Source organism: Pseudomonas eucalypticola (assembly GCF_013374995.1).
In the GTDB taxonomy this organism is placed as follows: domain Bacteria; phylum Pseudomonadota; class Gammaproteobacteria; order Pseudomonadales; family Pseudomonadaceae; genus Aquipseudomonas; species Aquipseudomonas eucalypticola.
On record NZ_CP056030.1, the window covers coordinates 5745218 to 5765491 of the forward strand.

The following is a 20274-nucleotide window of genomic DNA, read 5'->3' on the forward strand; positions in this document are numbered from 1 at the left end:
TGCCGACATGAAAGCCGCTTTGCTGTGCCTGCTGTTGCTGGTATCCCCCACCCTGTGGGCGGCCGCGCCGCGCGAGTTGACCTGGGCGGAAATGATTCCGCCCGATGCCCCCAAGGTGGCCCCGCAAATGGCGCCGCTGCACGACCTGTCCAAGATGGGCAGCGACATGGAATCGGCACCGGCGGTGAAGCAGCAGGAACCCGATGCCCCGGTGGTCAAGGCGCTGGATGGCCAGAACGTGAAGATGCCTGGCTTCATCGTGCCGCTGGAAGTCAGCGACGAAGGCCGCACCACTGACTTCCTGCTGGTACCGTATTACGGCGCCTGCATCCACGTACCGCCGCCGCCATCGAACCAGATCGTTCACGTGACCAGTCAGGTGGGGGTCAAGCTCGACGACCTTTACCAGGCGTTCTGGGTAGAGGGCACCCTGCGGGTCAAGCCGTCGAGCAGCGAACTGGCCGACGCCGGGTACCAGTTGGAAGCCGACAAAATCTACATCTACGAACTGCCGGAGTGACCTCAGGCGGTTAATGACGGTTTTATTGAGCTGGGTCAAAACCCTTGACCCAGAGCGCTCCTACCATCGGCCAAGCCTTTTTCCACTTGTCCGATGGAGCCCCAATGAACACCAAACTCCTGGGTGCCTCGCTATTCAGCCTGGCCCTTGTCACGCCTTTTGCCCACGCTCACCAGGCCGGTGATTTCATCGTCCGCGCGGGCGCCATCGAAACCGCACCCAACGAGGACAGCGGCAACTTGAAACTCGATGGTGCAAAGGTGTCCGGCACCAAGGCTACCCTGGGTAACGACACGCAGTTGGGGCTGACCTTCGCCTACATGCTCACCGACCACGTGGGCGTGGAACTGTTGGCCGCCACCCCCTTCCAGCACAAGGTCGGGGTCAAGGGTGTCAGCGCCGCCACCGGTATCGCCGGTCTGGATGGCAAGCTGGCCGACGTGAAGCAACTGCCACCGACCCTGTCGCTGCAGTACTACCCGCTGGAGCCCAGCTCCAAGTTCCAGCCGTACGCCGGCGTAGGCCTTAACTACACCTGGTTCTACGGTGAAGACCTGACCAGCGACCGCAAGTCCGAGGGTTTCAGCAACCTCAACCTGAAGAACTCCTGGGGCTGGGCTGCGCAGGTGGGCGCGGACTATATGCTGACGGACCACATCATGGTCAACGCCGCGGTCTGGTACGTGGATATCGATACCCAGGCCAGCGTCGATGGCCCGACTGCGCTGGGCGTGGGCCGCACCAAGGTCAATGTCGACGTGGACCCATGGGTGTACATGGTGGGTGTGGGTTACAAGTTCTGATCCATCCCTCATGCAGGACCGGCGACCAGCCCCCGGCCCTGCATGGGCGAAGCGTTACCGCCCGAGCAGGCGTTTCAAGCCAGTGGCCATCGGGGTGATGGCTGGCAGTTCAAAGCGCTGCAGCAAGCGCGCATTGTTGGCCCGCGAATGCTTGATATCCCCCGGCCGCGCCTCGCCGTAATTCACCTGGGGCAAGCTGCCCAGCACCGACTTCAGCTCTGCCAGCAACTGGTTGAGGCTCATGGCCTGGTTCAAGCCCACGTTGATGGCCCCCTCTTGTACATCCGGCGCCTCCAGCGCCTGCACCAGCACCGCCACCAGATCCCCCACGTAGATGAAATCGCGGGTCTGCTCACCATCACCGAACAGGTTGATGGGCACGCCCTGCTGGGCGCGCTCGCAGAAGATGCTGATAACCCCGGAGTACGGCGAGGACGGATCCTGGCGCGGGCCGAACACATTGAAGAAGCGGAAGATCACCGGCTCCAGGCCGTGCTGGCGGCGGTAGAAATCGAAGTAGTGTTCGCTGGCCAGCTTGTCCGAAGCGTAGGGCGTCAGCGGTGCCTTGGGCGTGTCCTCGGCGATGGCCTGGCCTTCGCCGTTGTTGCCGTATACGGCAGCGCTGGAGGCGAACACCACACGCTTGATGCCTGCGATGCGCATTGCCTCGCAGACATTCAGGGTGCCAATGAAGTTGGCCTGGTGCGTGCGCACCGGATCGTCCACCGAGGCCTGCACCGACGCCACCGCAGCCAGGTGCACCACCGCCTTGCAACCTTGCGCGGCGCGGGCCACCAGGGCCGCGTCGGCGACATCGCCTTCGATGAGTTCCACCCGTGGGTTGTCCAGCGGCAGGTTGCTGCGCTTGCCGGTGGAAAGGTCGTCGAGGATACGGACGGCGTGGCCCTTTTCCAGCAGGACGTCCACCAGATTGGAGCCGATGAAGCCGGCGCCGCCGGTGATCAAAACAGGTGTATCAGCCATGTCGGTAATATCTGTCCAGTAGGCTTGGGAGCCCGGAGCGCCAGGCCCGAGGCTTGATCCCGAAAGTATGGAGAATCTTCTTGCAGGCCAGCACGGCGTGCTGAGGTTCCTGAGCGGCGTCAGGCTGCGCCGCATGGGCCTGGGCGGTAGGCGCCTCGATCGCCAGCGGGTGCAGGCTGGCAGCTTCGCTGATGATCGCCTGGCCCAGCGCCAGCGGCGTGGTGGCCTCGTTGCCCGCGTAGTGGTAGGTGCCCCACAGCGGCGCGGCGCAATCGAGTTGCTTGAGCACCGAGATGATTACCCGCGCGGCATCGTCCACCGGCGTCGGGTTGCCACGGCGGTCATCGGCCAGGAAGATTTCCTGGGGCTGCTCGGCGCGCTTGAGGAAGCGCCCCAGCACGCCGTCGATGCTGTCGTCCAGCAGCCAGCCAAAGCGCAGCAGCACATGCTGCGGGCAAGTGGCGCGAACGCTCTGCTCGATGCGCCACAGTGCCTGGCCGCGCAGGCCAAGGGGCACAGGCTCGTCTTTTTCGCTATAGGCCGTGGCCCGGGAGCCATCGAACACGCGGTAGCTGGATGGCTGCACCAGGATCACCTGGTGGTGCTGGCACAGCTGGGCCAGGCGCTCGACAGAACGTTCCTGCTGGGCAAGGCGCGTCTCGCTGACTGTCGCAGCCTGGAACCAGTCGAAATAGTAGGCAAGGTTGATCACTGCGTCGGGGCGGGTATCGTCGAGCAGTTGGGTAAGGCTCGCCGCATCCCAGCCGGCTTCCGGCGGGCGCGGAGCGAGGAAGCCGATGTCTTCCTCCGCTCCGAGACGAATCAGCGCTTGCCCAAGGGCATTACCGCCGCCCAACAGCATAAGGCGCATTCGCATAGAGTCAGCAGGTCCAGTCCGGTGAATTCGGTGAGCCATTGATTGCCCGGGGCCAAGCCCGCGTGGCGATCGGTAAAGAGGCTCATGGTATTGCATTTTGCGGATTTGTGCTGCGTGGATCAATCGATTGGCCGGGCATGCTTTGGCGCTACAGGGTAGGCTGGCCGATCTGCACAGTCCTTGGGACGCCCCCAAAGCCACTAACGGTCACGGGCACCTCTGCAATGACGGATTTGTTCTCGAAGGAATAATTAGCCATGCATGGGGTTATTGATATAAGCGGGCTCCTGGCCCGGATTCAAGCCGGTGAGCGCTTGACGGTATCTCACTCAATCCCGGGGAAGTTGGTGGTGCCTTCAAAGATCTGTAGTGAACAAACAAGACGGACGAGGTGATGTCCCAGGCATAACTGGCCCGAAACAGATGTGGGAGCGGGGAAATGCGCCTAGCCCTTGCCTGGGAAGCGCCGTGCGGACGGCGCTCGACTTCAACAGCAACACAACAACATCGCCTGGCGCCTGGCGGCCCTGATGCGATCTCAAGCCAAGAGCTCCGGTGAGTCTTCTATTGGCCCGTCTCGCAATCGCAATCAGGCCACTAGGTGCATGTCTCGGTTTTTCCTGCGCCCTTGAAACCGAGCGCCGCCCGCGCGGCGCTTCCCGGCCAAGGCCGGTCCCACATCCGTTTCGGGCCAGTTATGCCTGTGAGATCGCCTGCTCCGCTCCGTTTGCTCGCTGCATATCGGTGGTGGTGCCACGACTTTCCCAGCAATCCGTGAAGAACCACAAAAAAGCCCCTGCAATGCAGGGGCTTTTTCGGGAAATCAGCAGCGATCAGAACGGAATATCGTCATCAAAGCTATCGAAATCTGCCGCTGGCTGTGGCGCCGCCTGTTGCGGGGCTGGGCGCGACTGCTGTGGTGCGGCCTGCTGAGGGCGTGGCGCTTGCTGGCGTGGGGCCGACTGCTGGTAGTTGTTGCCGCCCTGGTTCTGGTCGCCCTGTTGTGGGCGGCCGCCCAGCAGCTGCATGGTGCCCTGCATGTCGACGATGATTTCAGTGGTGTAGCGTTTGATGCCGTCCTTTTCCCACTCGCGAGTCTGCAGCTTGCCTTCGATATAAACCTGCGAACCCTTGCGCAGGTACTCGCCGGCGATCTCGGCAACCTTGCCGAACATCGACACGCGGTGCCATTCGGTGCGCTCGACGCGCTGGTTGGTCTGCTTGTCGGTCCACTGCTCGCTGGTCGCCAGGCTCAGGTTGGTGACCGCGTTGCCGTTGGGCAGGTAGCGCACTTCAGGATCCTGACCGCAAGTACCGACCAAAATGACTTTGTTAACCCCACGGGCCATAACGTTCTCCTAGGCTTGGCACGTCTCTGGGGCCGGATTGACCAGGCGCTCCAGGGATGCACGATCCAAAATTTCTGTGTCCAATTTGATATAGATGGCGGCCTCTTCTGCCACCACCACTGCATCTGTCACACCTGGTACGGCCTTGAGGCGCTCGGCCAGCGCCGCTTCGCGCAGCGCTGCGGGCGACAGCGGCAAGCGCAGGCTCGTCACATAGGGTGGTTCACGCATAGTAACAGCTATGGCCAGCCAAATCGCCAACAGGCCTGCGCAACCGATGAATACCACATTCAGGCCGCCATGCTGGAACAGCCAGCCGCCAAGAATGCCGCCCAATGCCGCACCGAGGAACTGGCTGGTGGAGTACACACCCATGGCCGTGCCCTTGCCGCCCGCTGGCGAGACCTTGCTGATCAACGACGGCAGCGAGGCTTCCAGCAGGTTGAAGGCGGTGAAGAACACGACAGTGCCCACTACCAGCTCCGTCAGCGAATAACCGAATGCCCAGAAGAACAGTTCGGTGAGCATCAGGGTGGCAACCGCACCAATCAGAACCCGCTTCATCTTGCGCTTTTTTTCGCCGTAGATGATGAACGGAATCATCCCGAAAAAAGATACCAGCAGCGCCGTCAGGTACACCCACCAGTGCTGTTCTTTCGGCAGCCCGGCACGCTCGACCAGCGCCAGCGGCAAGGCAACGAAGCTGGCCATGAGAATGGCGTGCAATACAAAGATACCCACGTCCAGGCGCAGCAGGTCCGGATGCTTCAAGGTAGGAAGCAATGCCTGGCGCGCGACGCCTGATTCGCGATGGGTGAAATGGCTGGAGGCACTGGGCACCACGAAGGCGATCAGGCCGATGCCCACCAGCGCCATCACCGCGGTCACGATGAACAAGCCCGACAGCCCGAACATGCGCGTCACCAGCGGCCCGACCACCATGGCCACGGCGAACGAAACACCAATGCTCATGCCGATGGTGGCCATGGCCTTGGTGCGATGCTGCTCGCGGGTCAGGTCGGACAGCAACGCCATGACCGCCGCGGAAATCGCGCCTGCGCCCTGCAGCACGCGGCCGGCGATCACCCCCCAGATGGAGTCGGCATGGGCAGCCAGCAGGCTGCCCAGGGCGAAGATCACCAGGCCGATGTAGATCACCGGCCGGCGGCCGATGCGATCGGAAATGATGCCGAACGGAATTTGCAGGAAGGCCTGGGTCAGGCCGTAGGCGCCGATGGCAAAACCGATCAGGGCCGGGGTGGCTCCGGCCAGGTCCATGCCATAGGTGGCCAGGACCGGCAGCACCATGAACATGCCCAGCATACGGAAGGCGAACACCAGGGCCAGGCCGCCGGCTGCGCGGGTCTCGCTGCCACTCATGCGTTCGCTGTGGAGATCGTGCATGGAAAAACCTCGTGTGAACCGGCGGCGATTCTACCAGTCCCATCGATAGAGGGGGTATATGGCGACGCTTTGCCGCGCAGTTGTCATGTATGGCATCAGGGATGTCATCCGATAGTGTGCATCCATCCAGTATTTGGCCTTATACTCCTGTGTTTACGCCCGCCGCGCGAGGCCACTCTTGGACAAGATCCTGATTCGTGGGGCTCGAACCCACAACCTGAAGAACATCGACCTGACCCTGCCCCGGGACAAGCTGATCGTCATCACCGGGCTGTCCGGCTCGGGCAAGTCATCGCTGGCGTTCGACACGCTGTATGCCGAAGGGCAGCGCCGCTATGTCGAGTCGCTGTCGGCCTATGCCCGCCAGTTCCTGTCGATGATGGAAAAACCCGACGTCGACACCATCGAAGGGTTGTCGCCGGCGATCTCCATCGAGCAAAAGTCGACCTCCCACAACCCGCGTTCCACCGTGGGCACCATCACCGAAATCTACGACTACCTGCGCCTGCTGTATGCGCGGGTAGGTACACCCCGCTGCCCGGACCACGATATCCCGCTGGAAGCGCAGACCGTCAGCCAGATGGTCGACCTGGTACTGGCCCAGCCCGAAGGCAGCAAGCTGATGCTGCTGGCCCCGGTGATCCGCGAACGCAAAGGCGAGCACCTGGCGATTTTCGAGGAACTGCGCGCCCAGGGCTTCGTGCGCGCACGTATCAACGGCCGGCTGCACGAACTGGATGAACTGCCGAAGCTCGACAAACAGAAGAAACACACCATCGAAGTGGTGGTGGACCGTTTCAAGGTTCGCGAGGACTTGCAGCAGCGCCTGGCCGAGTCGTTCGAGACGGCGCTGAAGCTGGCCGACGGCATTGCCCTGGTTGCCTCGATGGACGAAGAACCGTTCGAGGAGATGATCTTCTCGGCGCGCTTCGCCTGCCCGATCTGCGGCCACGCCATCAGCGAGCTGGAGCCCAAGTTGTTTTCCTTCAACAACCCGGCCGGTGCCTGCCCCACCTGCGACGGCCTGGGCGTGAAGCAGTTCTTCGACGCCAAGCGCCTCGTCAATGGCGAGCTGACCCTGGCCGAAGGTGCCATACGCGGCTGGGACCGGCGCAATGTCTATTACTTCCAGATGCTCGGATCGCTGGCCTCCCATTACAAGTTCAGCCTTGAGAAGCCGTTCAACGAACTGCCCGCCGACAAGCAGAAGCTCCTCCTGCACGGCAGCGGTACCCAGAACGTCGACTTCAAATACCTCAACGACCGGGGCGATATCGTCAAGCGTTCGCACCCCTTCGAAGGCATCGTGCCCAACCTGGAGCGCCGTTACCGCGAGACCGAATCGGCCACCGTGCGTGAAGAACTGGCGAAGTTCCTCAGCACTCAGCCGTGCCCGGACTGCCGTGGTACCCGCCTGCGTCGCGAAGCGCGCCACGTGTGGGTGGGCGAGAAAACCCTGCCCGCGGTCACCGGCCTGCCGATCGGCGATGCCACCGACTACTTCGACGGCTTGAAACTGACCGGCCGCCGTGGCGAAATCGCCGACAAGATTCTCAAGGAAATCCGCGAGCGCCTGCAGTTCCTGGTCAACGTGGGCCTGGACTACCTGACCCTGGACCGCAGCGCCGACACCCTGTCCGGTGGCGAAGCCCAGCGCATCCGCTTGGCCAGCCAGATTGGCGCCGGCCTGGTGGGGGTGATGTACATCCTCGACGAGCCGTCCATTGGCTTGCACCAACGGGACAACGACCGGCTGTTGGGTACCCTCAAGCACTTGCGCGATATCGGCAATACCGTGATCGTGGTGGAGCACGACGAGGACGCCATTCGCCTGGCCGATTATGTGGTGGACATCGGCCCGGGCGCCGGCGTGCATGGTGGCAGCATCGTCGCCGAAGGCACCGCCCAGGAGGTCATGGACCATCCGGACTCGCTCACCGGCAAGTACCTGTCAGGCCGGGTCAAGATCGTCGTACCGGCCAAGCGCACACCACGCAACAAGAAGCTGCAGCTGACCCTCAAGGGCGCGCGCGGCAACAACCTGCGCAACGTCGACCTGGAAATCCCCATCGGCCTGCTGACCTGCGTCACGGGCGTATCGGGGTCGGGCAAGTCGACGCTGATCAACAACACCCTATTCCCTCTGAGCGCCACGGCACTCAATGGTGCCACTACCCTGGAAGCCGCGGCTCATGACAGCTGTGACGGCCTGCAGCATCTGGACAAGGTAGTGGATATCGACCAGAGCCCCATCGGTCGCACGCCTCGCTCGAACCCAGCCACGTATACAGGCCTGTTCACCCCGATCCGCGAGCTGTTCGCCGGCGTGCCCGAATCGCGTTCGCGGGGTTATGGCCCGGGGCGCTTTTCGTTCAACGTCAAGGGTGGGCGCTGCGAGGCGTGCCAGGGCGATGGCCTGATCAAGGTCGAAATGCACTTCCTGCCGGACATCTACGTGCCCTGCGACGTGTGCAAGAGCAAGCGCTACAACCGCGAGACGCTGGAGATCAAGTACAAGGGCAAGAGCATCCACGAGGTGCTGGAGATGACCATCGAGGAGGCTCGCGAGTTCTTCGATGCCGTTCCGGCCCTGGCGCGCAAACTGCAGACCCTGATGGATGTTGGCCTTTCCTACATCAAGCTCGGCCAATCGGCGACTACCTTGTCCGGTGGTGAGGCACAGCGGGTGAAGCTGTCCCGCGAATTGTCCAAGCGCGATACCGGCAAGACCTTGTACATCCTCGATGAACCCACCACGGGGCTGCATTTCGCGGATATCCAACAACTGCTGGACGTGCTTCACCGCCTGCGCGACCACGGCAACACGGTGGTGGTGATCGAGCACAACCTGGACGTGATCAAGACGGCGGACTGGATTGTCGACCTTGGCCCTGAAGGGGGCTCAAAGGGCGGCATGATCATTGGTTGCGGCACGCCGGAACAGGTGGCAGAGATGAAGCAGTCATATACTGGCCACTACCTCAAACCCCTGCTGGAGCGCGACAAGGCATAACCAGGTCTCACCAAAAGCTTTGCCGACAAGCCAGGTACAACAAAGCCCCGACATCGCGAGATGCCGGGGCTTTTTCTGTTGCAGACAGTGTTAGAACTGCGACTGCAGGTAGTTCTGCAAACCGATGGACTGGATCAGGCCCAGCTGCTTCTCCAGCCAGTAGGTGTGATCTTCCTCGGTGTCCGACAGCTGCTGGCGCAGAATATCGCGGCTGACATAGTCCCGATGCTGCTCGCACAACGCGATACCCTTGCACAACGCGCCACGCACCTTGTACTCCAGGCGCAGGTCGGCCTCGAACATGCTCGGCACGTCCGTGCCCACTTCAAGGTCGTCCGGGCGCATGCGCGGCGTGCCTTCGAGCATCAGGATACGGCGCATCAAGGCATCGGCATGGCCTGCCTCTTCTTCCATCTCGTGGTTGATGCGCTCGTAGAGCTTGCTGAAACCCCAGTCCTCGTACATCCGCGAGTGGATGAAATACTGATCACGCGCCGCCAGCTCGCCGGTCAGCAGCGTGTTCAGATAATCGATTACATCCGGGTGCCCTTGCATCGCCCTACATCTCCTTGCTTGAAAGTGGATAGTTTGAACCAAGGCGGGCCAGACGTCACGGACAAGCAGGCAGAAAATCGCAAAAAACCGCATAAAAATGGATGATTGGCAGCGAAAACCGCCCAAATGAGGGCGGTTCTCCTTACGATTTAGAATTACCCGCGTTTTTTCTCAAGCGCGTGGGCAACACCTTCGCCATAAGCCGGGTCAGCGGCATAGAAGTACGGCAGTTGACGTTCGATCACGTCACCGGAAACGCCACTCATTGCGTTAGCGATGTTGTCGATCAGCAACGCCTTCTGGGCTTCGTTCATCAGCCGGAACAACGCGCCGGCCTGGCTGTAGTAATCCTGATCCGTACGGTGATCGTAACGATCAGCCGCGCCATTCAATGCCAGCGGCGGCTCGGCATATTGCGGCGCCTGCTTGGGCGCATCGCTGTAGCTATTGGGCTCGTAATTGGGCGCGGCACCACCATTGCTGCCAAACGCCATGGCGCCGTCGCGCTGATAGGAGTTCACCGGGCTGCGGGGTGCGTTGACCGGCAGTTGTTGGTGATTGGTGCCCACGCGGTAGCGGTGTGCGTCAGCGTAAGCGAACACACGGCCCTGCAGCATGCGGTCAGGCGACAGGCCAACACCGGGCACCATGTTGCTTGGGCCGAACGCCGCTTGTTCCACCTCTGCAAAGTAGTTCAGCGGGTTGCGGTTCAGTTCCAGCAGGCCAACTTCAATCAGCGGAAACTCTTTCTGCGACCAGGTCTTGGTGACGTCGAACGGGTTCTCCCGGTGGGCGTTGGCCTGGGCCTCGGTCATCACCTGGATGCACACACGCCATTGTGGGTAGTCGCCACGCTCGATGGCCTGGAACAGGTCGCGCTGGGCGTAATCCGGGTCAGTGCCGGCGATACGGGCCGCATCGGCCGGGGCCAGGTTCTTGATGCCCTGTACGCTCTTGTAGTGCCATTTCACCCAGTGACGCTCACCTTGGGCGTTGATCAGGCTGTAGGTGTGGCTGCCGAAGCCGTGCATGAAGCGGTAGCCATCCGGAATGCCACGGTCGGAGAACAGGATGGTGACCTGATGCAACGCCTCGGGTGAGTGCGACCAGAAATCCCACATGGCCTGGGCACTCTTCAGGTTGCTCTGCGGCAGGCGCTTCTGGGTGTGGATAAAGTCGGGAAACTTCAGCGGGTCACGAATGAAGAACACAGGGGTATTGTTGCCGACGATGTCCCAGTTGCCTTCTTCGGTGTAGAACTTCAAGGCGAAACCACGGGGGTCGCGTTCGGTGTCGGCCGAACCCCGCTCACCACCCACGGTGGAGAACCGCAGGAACGTAGGCGTCTGCTTGCCGACTTCGGAGAACAGTTTGGCGCTGGTCAGGCCAGTGATATCCCTGGTAACGGTAAAGGTACCGTAGGCGCCCGAGCCCTTGGCATGCACACGGCGCTCCGGAATGTTCTCGCGGTTGAAGTGTGCAAGTTTTTCGATCAGATGAAAATCGTCGAGCAGCAATGGCCCACGAGGCCCCGCGGAACGGGAATTCTGGTTATCAGCCACAGGTGCGCCGCTGGCAGTAGTGAGTGTCTTGCTCTGGCTCATGGGTGTGTCGTCCTCTGTCAGACCTGAAGGGTTGCCGGGCTAAGCGGCTTGGTGTTCAGTATCATTGAGCAGGATGACAACATCTAATTTATAGATCTTTTGTGCCCGATAGTTTTTAACAATACTTGGCCCGCTACCGATAGATAGCCATAAAAAAACCGGGCACTAGGCCCGGTTCTTCATGCAGCTATTCGTCTTACTCAGCAGCTTCTACAGCGCCGCCAACAGGACGATCGACCAGCTCGACGTACGCCATAGGAGCGTTGTCGCCAGCGCGGAAACCGCACTTCAGGATGCGCAGGTAGCCGCCTTCACGGGTGGCGTAGCGCTTGCCCAGGTCGTTGAACAGCTTGCCAACCATTTCTTTCGAACGAGTACGGTCGAAAGCCAGACGGCGGTTTGCAACGCTGTCTACCTTGGCCAGGGTGATCAGCGGCTCGGCAACGCGGCGCAGTTCCTTGGCTTTTGGCAGGGTAGTCTTGATCAGCTCGTGCTCGAACAGCGACACCGCCATGTTCTGGAACATAGCCTTGCGGTGAGAGCTGGTACGGCTCAGGTGACGTCCACTTTTACGATGACGCATGGTTCATTCCTTACCAAACTTACGTTCGGTGATTACGACGATCAGGCAGTCGCCTTGTCGTCCTTCTTAAGACTTGCAGGCGGCCAGTTGTCGAGGCGCATGCCGAGGGACAGACCGCGGGAGGCCAGAACGTCCTTGATTTCGGTCAAGGATTTCTTGCCCAGGTTCGGAGTCTTCAACAGTTCTACTTCGGTACGCTGAATCAGGTCGCCGATGTAGTAAATGTTTTCCGCCTTAAGGCAGTTAGCCGAACGTACAGTCAGTTCCAGATCGTCAACCGGGCGAAGCAGGATCGGGTCGATCTCGTCTTCTTGCTCGATTACAACAGGTTCGCTGTCACCTTTGAGGTCGACGAACGCAGCCAGCTGCTGTTGCAGGATGGTTGCGGCACGGCGGATGGCCTCTTCAGGATCCAGGGTACCGTTGGTTTCCAGATCAATTACCAGCTTGTCCAGGTTGGTACGCTGTTCGACACGGGCGTTTTCCACCACGTAGGCGATACGGCGAACCGGGCTGAACGAGGAGTCCAGCTGCAAGCGACCAATGCTGCGGCTTTCGTCTTCATCGCTCTGACGCGAATCGGCCGGTTCATAACCACGACCACGAGCTACAACGAGCTTCATGTTCAAGGCGCCGTTAGACGCCAGGTTGGCGATTACGTGATCGGGGTTAACGATCTCGACATCATGATCCAGCTGAATATCGGCAGCGGTAACCACCCCCGAACCCTTCTTCGACAAGGTCAGCGTAACTTCGTCACGACCGTGCAGCTTGATAGCCAGACCTTTCAGGTTCAACAGGATTTCGATGACGTCTTCCTGTACACCTTCGATGGCGCTGTACTCGTGGAGTACACCGTCAATCTCGGCCTCGACTACTGCACAGCCGGGCATTGAGGACAACAGGATGCGGCGCAGCGCGTTGCCCAGGGTATGGCCGAAACCACGCTCGAGAGGCTCGAGCGTAATTTTAGCGCGGGTTGGACTGACGACCTGCACATCAATGTGGCGGGGCGTCAGGAACTCATTTACCGAAATCTGCATGGATGCACCTATTTTCTAGCCCTTACTTGGAGTAGAGCTCGACAATCAGGCTTTCGTTGATGTCGGCGGACAGATCACTGCGAGCAGGAACGTTCTTGAAAACGCCCGACTTCTTGGCAGTGTCAACATCTACCCACTCAACGCGGCCACGCTGGGCGCACAGCTCAAGGGCCTGAACGATGCGCAGCTGGTTCTGCGATTTCTCGCGAACCGCGACCACGTCACCCTGACGAACCTGGTAGGACGGAACGTTTACAGTCTTGCCATTGACGCTGATCGCTTTGTGCGAAACCAGCTGGCGGGACTCGGCACGGGTAGCGCCGAAGCCCATACGGTAAACAACGTTGTCCAGACGGCATTCGAGCAGTTGCAGCAGGTTCTCACCAGTAGCGCCTTTCTTGCCGGCAGCTTCTTTGTAGTAACCGCTGAACTGACGCTCGAGAACGCCGTAGATACGACGGACCTTCTGCTTTTCACGCAGTTGGGTGCCGTAGTCGGACTGGCGGCCGCGGCGCTGGCCGTGGATACCTGGGGCTGCTTCGATATTGCACTTCGATTCCAGAGCGCGAACGCCACTTTTCAGGAACAGGTCAGTGCCTTCACGACGAGCCAGTTTGCATTTTGGACCAATGTAACGAGCCATTATCTATCGTCTCCTGAATTACACGCGGCGCTTCTTCGGCGGACGGCACCCATTATGCGGGATTGGCGTCACGTCGGTGATGCTGGCGATCTTGTAGCCACAGCCGTTCAAAGCACGGACAGCGGATTCACGACCTGGACCTGGACCCTTGACGTTGACGTCGAGGTTTTTCAGGCCGTATTCCAGCGCAGCTTGACCAGCACGCTCAGCAGCTACTTGAGCAGCGAACGGGGTGGACTTGCGGGAACCGCGGAAACCCGAACCGCCGGAGGTAGCCCAGGACAGGGCGTTACCTTGACGATCGGTAATGGTCACGATGGTGTTGTTGAAAGACGCGTGGATGTGGGCGATGCCATCAACCACTGTCTTTTTTACTTTTTTACGAGGACGAGCAGCAGGTTTTGCCATGACTAAATTCCTGTCGATTCGCTGGTGCGATTACTTGCGGATCGGCTTACGCGGACCTTTACGGGTACGCGCGTTGGTCTTGGTACGCTGACCGCGTACTGGAAGACCACGACGATGACGCAGGCCACGGTAGCAGCCCAGATCCATCAAGCGCTTGATTTTCATGTTGATGTCGCGACGCAGGTCACCTTCAACGGTGAACTTCGCCACTTCGCCACGCAGCGATTCAATCTGCTCGTCGCTCAGATCCTTGATCTTTGCGGCTGGGTTGACCCCAGTGTCTGCACAGATCTTCTGTGCAGTAGTGCGACCGACACCATAGATGTAGGTCAGCGAGATAACAGTGTGCTTGTTATCTGGAATGTTAACGCCTGCAATACGGGCCATTCAGTGGGACTCCAATTGACAGCTACCTACGCCCCGGAAGCCAAGAAATAGGGCGCGAGATAATATCGCTGTAATAACAAATAATCAACCCAGCAGCGCACTAGCTGCTGGGCTTGTAGCACAGATCACACTCAGCCTTGGCGCTGTTTGTGACGTGGTTCCGCGCTGCAAATTACTCGAACGACACCTTCGCGGCGAATAATTTTGCAGTTGCGGCACAGCTTTTTCACCGATGCACGAACTTTCATCACCAACTCCTCGAACCTTATGGGTCTTCAGCGCAGCATGCCGCTGCCGCCGTAGCCCTTCAGGTTGGCTTTCTTCATCAGGGATTCGTACTGGTGTGAAACGAGGTGCGATTGTACTTGGGACATGAAGTCCATCACAACCACTACCACGATCAGCAACGAGGTCCCGCCAAGGTAGAACGGTACGTTTGCCGCGACCACCAGGAACTGGGGGAGCAGACAGACGGCCGTCATGTAGAGAGCACCGAACATGGTCAAGCGGGTCAGAACGCCATCAATGTAGCGCGCAGACTGCTCACCTGGACGGATGCCCGGAATAAAGGCACCGGACTTCTTCAGGTTTTCCGCTACGTCTTTCGGATTGAACATCAACGCCGTATAGAAGAAGCAGAAGAAAATAATCCCTGCACTAAACAGCAGAATATTCAACGGCTGACCAGGAGCGATCGACTGCGAGAGATCCTGCAGCCAGCCCATACCAGCAGACTGACCGAACCAGGCACCCAGCGAAGCCGGGAACAGCAAAATGCTGCTCGCGAAAATAGCAGGAATGACGCCTGCCATGTTCACTTTCAGCGGCAAGTGGCTTGTCTGCGCAGCGAAGACCTTACGGCCCTGCTGACGCTTGGCGTAGTGAACAGCAATACGACGCTGACCACGCTCGATGAACACCACAAAACCGATAATCGCTACTGCCAGCAGACCGATAGCTACCAGGGCGAAGATGTTGATATCACCCTGACGCGCAGACTCGAAAGACTGCCCGATTGCTCTCGGAAGACCGGCGACGATACCCGAAAAAATCAACATCGAGATACCGTTGCCAACACCGCGCTCGGTAATCTGCTCGCCCAGCCACATCATGAACATCGCGCCGGCCACGAAAGTGGCGACCGCGACGAAATAGAAGCTAATGCCAGCAGAGAACGAAACACCCTGGTTGGCCAAGCCAATGGACATGCCAGTTGCTTGAACCAAAGCCAGGATGACGGTGCCGTAGCGGGTGTACTGGCTGATCTTGCGACGGCCAGCTTCACCTTCCTTCTTCAACTGCTCCAGCTGCGGGCTGACGACGGTCATCAGTTGCATGATGATCGATGCCGAGATGTACGGCATGATCCCCAGTGCAAAGATGCTCATACGCTCCAGCGCGCCGCCGGAAAACATGTTGAACAAGCTAAGAATGGTCCCCTCATTCTGTCGAAACAGGTCCGCCAGGCGGTCCGGGTTGATACCGGGAACTGGGATGTGCGCGCCGATTCGGTAGACGATAATCGCCAGGAACAGGAAACGCAGACGAGCCCAGAGTTCGGACAACCCGCCTTTGCCTAGCGCTGAGAGAGCACCTTGCTTAGCCATTTATTCCTCGAACTTGCCGCCAGCTGCTTCGATAGCCGCACGCGCACCTTTGGTGGCTGCGATGCCCTTGATGGTGACTGCGCGAGTAACTTCGCCCGACAGCATGATTTTCACACGCTGAACGTTCTGGTTAATCACGTTGGCATCCTTCAGGGACTGAACGGTTACCACGTCGCCTTCCACCTGGGCCAGCTCGGACAGACGCACTTCTGCGCGGTCCATGGCTTTCAGGGAAACGAAGCCGAACTTCGGCAGACGACGGTGCAGCGGCTGTTGACCGCCTTCAAAGCCTGGAGCAATGGTGCCACCGGAACGGGAGGTCTGACCTTTGTGACCACGGCCACCAGTCTTACCCAAACCGCTACCGATACCACGGCCCGGACGATGCTTTTCACGACGGGAACCCGGCGCTGGACTCAGATCATTGAGTTTCATCGATTAACCCTCGACGCGCAGCATGTAGTAAGCCTTGTTGATCATCCCGCGATTCTCGGGAGTATCCTGGACTTCTACAGTGTGACCGATGCGACGCAGACCCAGACCCTTAACGCACAGTTTGTGGTTAGGGATGCGGCCGGTCATGCTTTTGATCAGCGTAACTTTAACGGTAGCCATGATCAGACGATCTCCTCAACGCTCTTGCCGCGCTTGGCAGCAATGGACGACGGGGATTGCATAGCTTTCAGACCCTTGAAGGTGGCATGAACCACGTTCACTGGGTTGGTCGAGCCGTAGCACTTGGCCAGAACGTTCTGAACGCCAGCAACTTCGAGGACAGCACGCATTGCGCCGCCAGCGATGATACCGGTACCTTCAGAGGCAGGCTGCATGTAAACCTTCGAAGCGCCGTGGGCGGACTTCATGGCGTACTGCAGGGTGGTGCCGTTCAGGTCAACTTGAATCATGTTGCGGCGAGCAGCTTCCATAGCCTTCTGGATCGCAGCAGGCACTTCACGCGACTTGCCACGGCCGAAGCCTACACGGCCCTTGCCATCACCTACCACGGTCAACGCGGTGAAGGTGAAGATACGGCCGCCTTTAACGGTTTTGGCTACGCGGTTAACTTGAACCAGCTTCTCAATGTAGCCTTCGTCGCGCTTTTGGTCGTTATTTGACATAACTTAGAACTCCAGCCCAGCTTCACGAGCAGCATCAGCCAGCGCTTTCACGCGGCCGTGGTACTTGAAGCCAGAGCGGTCGAAAGCCACCTGCGAGACGCCTGCGGCTTTCGCACGCGAAGCGACCAGCTGGCCAACCTTAGTGGCCGCGTCGATGTTGCCAGTGGCGCCATCACGCAGTTCTTTGTCCAAAGTCGAGGCGCTTGCCAGGACTTTGCTGCCGTCGGCCGAGATGACCTGGGCATAGATGTGCTGCGAAGAGCGGAACACGCAGAGACGCACGACTTCGAGTTCGTGCATTTTCAGGCGTGCTTTGCGAGCGCGACGCAGTCGAGTAACTTTTTTGTCGGTCATTTGCTATGCCCTACTTCTTCTTGGCTTCTTTACGACGGACGACTTCGTCCGCGTAACGCACACCCTTACCTTTGTAAGGCTCTGGTGGACGGAAATCGCGGATTTCAGCGGCCACTTGACCCACCAGCTGCTTGTCGATGCCCTTGATCAGGATATCGGTCTGGCTAGGAGTCTCAGCGGTGATGCCTTCCGGCAGTTCGTAGTCCACTGGGTGCGAGAAGCCGAGGGCCAGGTTCAGGACGGTGCCTTTGGCCTGTGCCTTGTAACCAACACCGACCAGCTGGAGCTTGCGCTCGAAGCCTTGGCTTACGCCTTGGACCATGTTGTTGACCAGGGCACGGGTGGTACCGGCCATTGCACGAGTCTGTTGGTCGCCGTTGCGAGCAGCGAAACGCAGCTCACCAGCTTCTTCAACGATTTCAACGGACGAGTGAACATTCAGTTCCAGAGTGCCCTTGGCACCCTTCACCGAAAGCTGTTGGCCGACGAATTTTACTTCGACACCAGCCGGCAGCTTTACGGGGTTCTTAGCGACGCGAGACATGCTTATCCCCCCTTAGAACACTGTGCAAAGAACTTCGCCGCCGACACCGGCAGCGCGCGCAGCACGATCCGTCATCACACCTTTGGAGGTGGAGACGATGGATACGCCGAGACCGCCACGAACTTTTGGCAGCTCATCGACGGACTTGTACTGACGCAGACCTGGACGGCTGACGCGTTTGACTTCTTCGATGACTGGACGGCCTTCGAAGTACTTCAGCTCGATGGAAAGCGACGGTTTTGCTTCGTTGCTTACCTGATAACCCGCGACATAACCTTCGTCCTTCAGAACTTTGGCTACAGCTACCTTCAGCGAGGAAGATGGCATGCTTACGACGGACTTTTCAGCCATCTGGGCATTACGGATTCGAGTTAGCATGTCCGCTAACGGGTCCTGCATACTCATGGGCTAGACGCTCCTGTTACAAAAATATTTAGCCTTCCGGCTACTACGTCGCCGAGCAGACTGCGAAAAAACGCAGGCTCAGGCGAGCCGGTCATTCTAGACACACCCCAGAAATGAATCAAGCCCCATGAGGGGCTTGATTCGATCTCCAGGTCACCGGCGGTCGGCTAATTGCTCAACCTCGCGCCAGGACTTTGGGAGCACGACTTACCAGGAGGCCTTGACCAGACCTGGTACGTCACCGCGCATTGCTGCTTCACGCAGCTTGTTACGGCCGAGGCCGAACTTGCGGTAAACGCCGTGTGGACGACCAGTGATGCGGCAGCGGTTACGCATGCGCGAGGCGCTTGCGTCACGTGGCTGCTTCTGCAGAGCTACCGAGGCGTTCCAACGTTCTTCGTCGCTTGCGGTCAGACTAACGATGATTGCCTTGAGCTCAGCACGCTTCTTGGCGAATTTTGCGACCGTCAGCTGACGCTTCAGCTCACGGTTTTTCATGCTCTTCTTGGCCATTTTCCTACTCCAATCAGTTGCGGAACGGGAAGTTGAAAGCACGCAGCAGAGCGCGGCCTTCGTCATCCGAACGAGCAGTGGTGGTCAGGGTAATGTCCAGACCGCGCAGAGCATCGATCTTGTCGTAATCGATTTCCGGGAAAATGATCTGCTCTTTCACGCCCATGCTGTAGTTGCCACGACCGTCGAAGGACTTGGCATTCAGGCCGCGGAAGTCGCGTACCCGAGGCAGGGAGATCGCCAGCAGGCGGTCCAGGAATTCGTACATACGATCGCGACGCAGGGTAACCTTGACGCCAATCGGCCAGCCCTCACGGACCTTGAAGCCTGCGATCGACTTACGAGCGTAAGTGACGACAGCCTTCTGGCCGGTGATTTTTTCCATGTCGGCAACAGCGTGCTCGATGACTTTCTTGTCGCCGATCGCTTCGCCCAGACCCATGTTCAGGGTGATTTTGGTAACGCGCGGAACTTCCATCACGTTCGCCAGCTTAAGTTCTTCCTTAAGCTTGGGAGCGATTTCCTTCCGATAAATCTCTTTCAGTCGTGCCATGGTCTTCTACCTAGCAGTGTTCAAGCATCAACCGCTTTTTGGGTCGACTTGAAGACACGAATTTTTTTGCCTTCTTCTACTTTGAAACCAACGCGGTCAGCCTTGTTGGTTTCGCCGTTGAAAATGGCGACGTTGGAAGCGTGCAGAGGCGCTTCTTTCTCGACGATACCGCCCTGTACGCCCGACATCGGGTTAGGCTTGGTATGACGCTTCACCAGGTTGATCCCACCAACGACCAGACGGTCGTCAGCGAGCACCTTCAGCACCTTACCGCGCTTGCCTTTGTCTTTGCCGGCGATCACGATGATCTCGTCGTCACGACGAATCTTTTGCATGTCGGATCTCCTTACAGCACTTCTGGGGCGAGCGAGACGATCTTCATGAACTTCTCAGTACGAAGCTCACGGGTCACTGGCCCAAAGATACGGGTGCCGATCGGCTCTTGCTTGTTGTTCAGCAGAACAGCAGCGTTGCCATCAAAGCGGATAATGGAGCCGTCAGCGCGACGAACACCGTGGCGAGTGCGGACTACAACAGCAGTCATCACTTGGCCTTTCTTCACCTTACCGCGAGGAATTGCTTCCTTGACGGTAACTTTGATGATGTCACCGATGCCAGCGTAACGACGATGCGAGCCACCAAGCACCTTGATGCACATAACGCGACGAGCGCCGCTGTTATCAGCCACATCAAGCATGGATTGAGTCTGAATCATATAATTTCTCCGACCCCTAGCCCTTAGACTTCCACAGCGCGTTCGAGAACTTCAACCAGCGCCCAGGACTTGGTCTTGGCCATCGGACGAGTTTCACGAATCGAAACTTTGTCGCCGATGTGGCACTGGTTGGTTTCGTCGTGCGCGTGCAGCTTAGTCGAACGCTTAACGTATTTACCGTAGATCGGGTGCTTTACGCGACGCTCGATCAGAACGGTGATGGTCTTGTCCATCTTGTCGCTGACAACACGGCCAGTCAGCGTACGGACGGTTTTTTCGGCTTCAGCCATGA

27 protein-coding genes are annotated in these 20274 nt (G+C 59.1%); 3 read left to right on the forward strand and 24 right to left on the reverse strand.

Going from position 1 to position 20274, the window contains the following annotated elements:
* Window positions 1-7: 7 nt before the first annotated feature.
* Together HWQ56_RS25715 and HWQ56_RS25720 are read left to right on the forward strand one after the other, a co-directional pair.
* Window positions 8-520 carry a DUF3299 domain-containing protein gene (locus HWQ56_RS25715; protein ID WP_158152621.1) on the forward strand — a complete coding sequence of 171 codons (513 nt, stop codon included), beginning with the start codon at window positions 8-10 and terminating at the stop codon, window positions 518-520.
* 104 nt (window positions 521-624) lie between these two features.
* Window positions 625-1323 carry an OmpW/AlkL family protein gene (locus HWQ56_RS25720; RefSeq protein ID WP_158152622.1) on the forward strand — a complete coding sequence of 233 codons (699 nt, stop codon included), beginning with the start codon at window positions 625-627 and terminating at the stop codon, window positions 1321-1323.
* A 54-nt stretch (window positions 1324-1377) separates the two neighbouring features.
* Here the strand turns inward: HWQ56_RS25720 and HWQ56_RS25725 are convergent, their stop codons facing one another.
* From HWQ56_RS25725 to HWQ56_RS25740, 4 genes are all read right to left on the reverse strand, one after another.
* Window positions 1378-2307, reverse strand: coding sequence for an NAD-dependent epimerase/dehydratase family protein (locus tag HWQ56_RS25725; RefSeq protein ID WP_176572069.1), 930 nt, complete (start codon window positions 2305-2307; stop codon window positions 1378-1380).
* Window positions 2300-3184 (reverse strand): sugar nucleotide-binding protein, encoded by an 885-nt coding sequence (locus HWQ56_RS25730; protein WP_158152624.1) that lies wholly within the window; start codon window positions 3182-3184, stop codon window positions 2300-2302. Before HWQ56_RS25730 ends, HWQ56_RS25725 begins: the two co-directional genes overlap by 8 nt.
* Window positions 3185-4017: 833 nt before the next feature.
* Window positions 4018-4533, reverse strand: coding sequence for a single-stranded DNA-binding protein (locus HWQ56_RS25735; RefSeq protein ID WP_158154265.1), 516 nt, complete (start codon window positions 4531-4533; stop codon window positions 4018-4020).
* 9 nt (window positions 4534-4542) lie between these two features.
* On the reverse strand, window positions 4543-5937 hold the full coding sequence (locus tag HWQ56_RS25740; RefSeq protein WP_158154264.1) for an MFS transporter: 1395 nt from the start codon (window positions 5935-5937) through the stop codon (window positions 4543-4545).
* A 178-nt stretch (window positions 5938-6115) separates the two neighbouring features.
* On the opposite strand from HWQ56_RS25740, the gene uvrA reads away from it, so the two are divergent.
* On the forward strand, window positions 6116-8950 hold the full coding sequence (uvrA, locus tag HWQ56_RS25745; RefSeq protein ID WP_158154263.1) for an excinuclease ABC subunit UvrA: 2835 nt from the start codon (window positions 6116-6118) through the stop codon (window positions 8948-8950).
* A 90-nt stretch (window positions 8951-9040) separates the two neighbouring features.
* Here the strand turns inward: uvrA and bfr are convergent, their stop codons facing one another.
* From bfr to rpsQ, 20 genes are all read right to left on the reverse strand, one after another.
* Window positions 9041-9505 (reverse strand): bacterioferritin, encoded by a 465-nt coding sequence (gene bfr / locus HWQ56_RS25750; RefSeq protein ID WP_176572070.1) that lies wholly within the window; start codon window positions 9503-9505, stop codon window positions 9041-9043.
* 155 nt (window positions 9506-9660) lie between these two features.
* Entirely contained in the window at window positions 9661-11109 is a 1449-nt protein-coding gene (locus HWQ56_RS25755; RefSeq protein WP_176572071.1) for a catalase, read from the reverse strand.
* Window positions 11110-11305: 196 nt separating this feature from the next.
* Window positions 11306-11692 (reverse strand): 50S ribosomal protein L17, encoded by a 387-nt coding sequence (gene rplQ, locus HWQ56_RS25760; RefSeq protein WP_158154260.1) that lies wholly within the window; start codon window positions 11690-11692, stop codon window positions 11306-11308.
* Between the two features lie 41 nt (window positions 11693-11733).
* A complete protein-coding gene (locus tag HWQ56_RS25765; RefSeq protein ID WP_007924176.1) occupies window positions 11734-12735 on the reverse strand; it encodes a DNA-directed RNA polymerase subunit alpha in 1002 nt (333 codons plus the stop codon).
* A gap of 22 nt (window positions 12736-12757) precedes the next feature.
* Window positions 12758-13378, reverse strand: a complete 621-nt coding sequence (gene rpsD / locus HWQ56_RS25770) for a 30S ribosomal protein S4 (protein ID WP_158154259.1) — start codon at window positions 13376-13378, stop codon at window positions 12758-12760.
* Window positions 13379-13396: 18 nt separating this feature from the next.
* Window positions 13397-13786: a 30S ribosomal protein S11 gene (rpsK, locus tag HWQ56_RS25775; RefSeq protein WP_002555466.1), complete on the reverse strand. Its 390-nt coding sequence runs from the start codon at window positions 13784-13786 to the stop codon at window positions 13397-13399.
* A 30-nt stretch (window positions 13787-13816) separates the two neighbouring features.
* Window positions 13817-14173, reverse strand: coding sequence for a 30S ribosomal protein S13 (gene rpsM / locus HWQ56_RS25780; RefSeq protein WP_176572072.1), 357 nt, complete (start codon window positions 14171-14173; stop codon window positions 13817-13819).
* Window positions 14174-14304: 131 nt separating this feature from the next.
* Window positions 14305-14421, reverse strand: a complete 117-nt coding sequence (rpmJ, locus tag HWQ56_RS25785) for a 50S ribosomal protein L36 (protein ID WP_002555468.1) — start codon at window positions 14419-14421, stop codon at window positions 14305-14307.
* Window positions 14422-14448: 27 nt separating this feature from the next.
* Window positions 14449-15780, reverse strand: a complete 1332-nt coding sequence (gene secY / locus HWQ56_RS25790) for a preprotein translocase subunit SecY (protein WP_158154258.1) — start codon at window positions 15778-15780, stop codon at window positions 14449-14451.
* The gene (gene rplO, locus HWQ56_RS25795) at window positions 15781-16215 is read right to left on the reverse strand and encodes a 50S ribosomal protein L15 (RefSeq protein ID WP_008374142.1); all 435 of its coding nucleotides are present in this window, start codon (window positions 16213-16215) and stop codon (window positions 15781-15783) included. It lies immediately after the preceding gene.
* 3 nt (window positions 16216-16218) lie between these two features.
* Window positions 16219-16395 carry a 50S ribosomal protein L30 gene (gene rpmD / locus HWQ56_RS25800; protein ID WP_003176408.1) on the reverse strand — a complete coding sequence of 59 codons (177 nt, stop codon included), beginning with the start codon at window positions 16393-16395 and terminating at the stop codon, window positions 16219-16221.
* A 2-nt stretch (window positions 16396-16397) separates the two neighbouring features.
* The gene (rpsE, locus tag HWQ56_RS25805; RefSeq protein WP_008374145.1) at window positions 16398-16898 is read right to left on the reverse strand and encodes a 30S ribosomal protein S5; all 501 of its coding nucleotides are present in this window, start codon (window positions 16896-16898) and stop codon (window positions 16398-16400) included.
* A gap of 3 nt (window positions 16899-16901) precedes the next feature.
* Window positions 16902-17252: a 50S ribosomal protein L18 gene (gene rplR / locus HWQ56_RS25810; protein WP_008374147.1), complete on the reverse strand. Its 351-nt coding sequence runs from the start codon at window positions 17250-17252 to the stop codon at window positions 16902-16904.
* Between the two features lie 10 nt (window positions 17253-17262).
* A complete protein-coding gene (rplF, locus tag HWQ56_RS25815) occupies window positions 17263-17796 on the reverse strand; it encodes a 50S ribosomal protein L6 (RefSeq protein WP_027982011.1) in 534 nt (177 codons plus the stop codon).
* 12 nt (window positions 17797-17808) lie between these two features.
* On the reverse strand, window positions 17809-18201 hold the full coding sequence (gene rpsH / locus HWQ56_RS25820; protein WP_027982010.1) for a 30S ribosomal protein S8: 393 nt from the start codon (window positions 18199-18201) through the stop codon (window positions 17809-17811).
* A 207-nt stretch (window positions 18202-18408) separates the two neighbouring features.
* Complete coding sequence (rpsN, locus tag HWQ56_RS25825; RefSeq protein ID WP_158154257.1) at window positions 18409-18714, reverse strand: 30S ribosomal protein S14; 306 nt, start codon at window positions 18712-18714, stop codon at window positions 18409-18411.
* 13 nt (window positions 18715-18727) lie between these two features.
* A complete protein-coding gene (rplE, locus tag HWQ56_RS25830) occupies window positions 18728-19267 on the reverse strand; it encodes a 50S ribosomal protein L5 (RefSeq protein ID WP_158154256.1) in 540 nt (179 codons plus the stop codon).
* Window positions 19268-19287: 20 nt separating this feature from the next.
* A complete protein-coding gene (rplX, locus tag HWQ56_RS25835; RefSeq protein WP_008374158.1) occupies window positions 19288-19602 on the reverse strand; it encodes a 50S ribosomal protein L24 in 315 nt (104 codons plus the stop codon).
* 11 nt (window positions 19603-19613) lie between these two features.
* Window positions 19614-19982: a 50S ribosomal protein L14 gene (rplN, locus tag HWQ56_RS25840; protein ID WP_002555479.1), complete on the reverse strand. Its 369-nt coding sequence runs from the start codon at window positions 19980-19982 to the stop codon at window positions 19614-19616.
* 23 nt (window positions 19983-20005) lie between these two features.
* Window positions 20006-20272 (reverse strand): 30S ribosomal protein S17, encoded by a 267-nt coding sequence (rpsQ, locus tag HWQ56_RS25845; protein ID WP_027982007.1) that lies wholly within the window; start codon window positions 20270-20272, stop codon window positions 20006-20008.
* Window positions 20273-20274 lie beyond the last annotated feature (2 nt).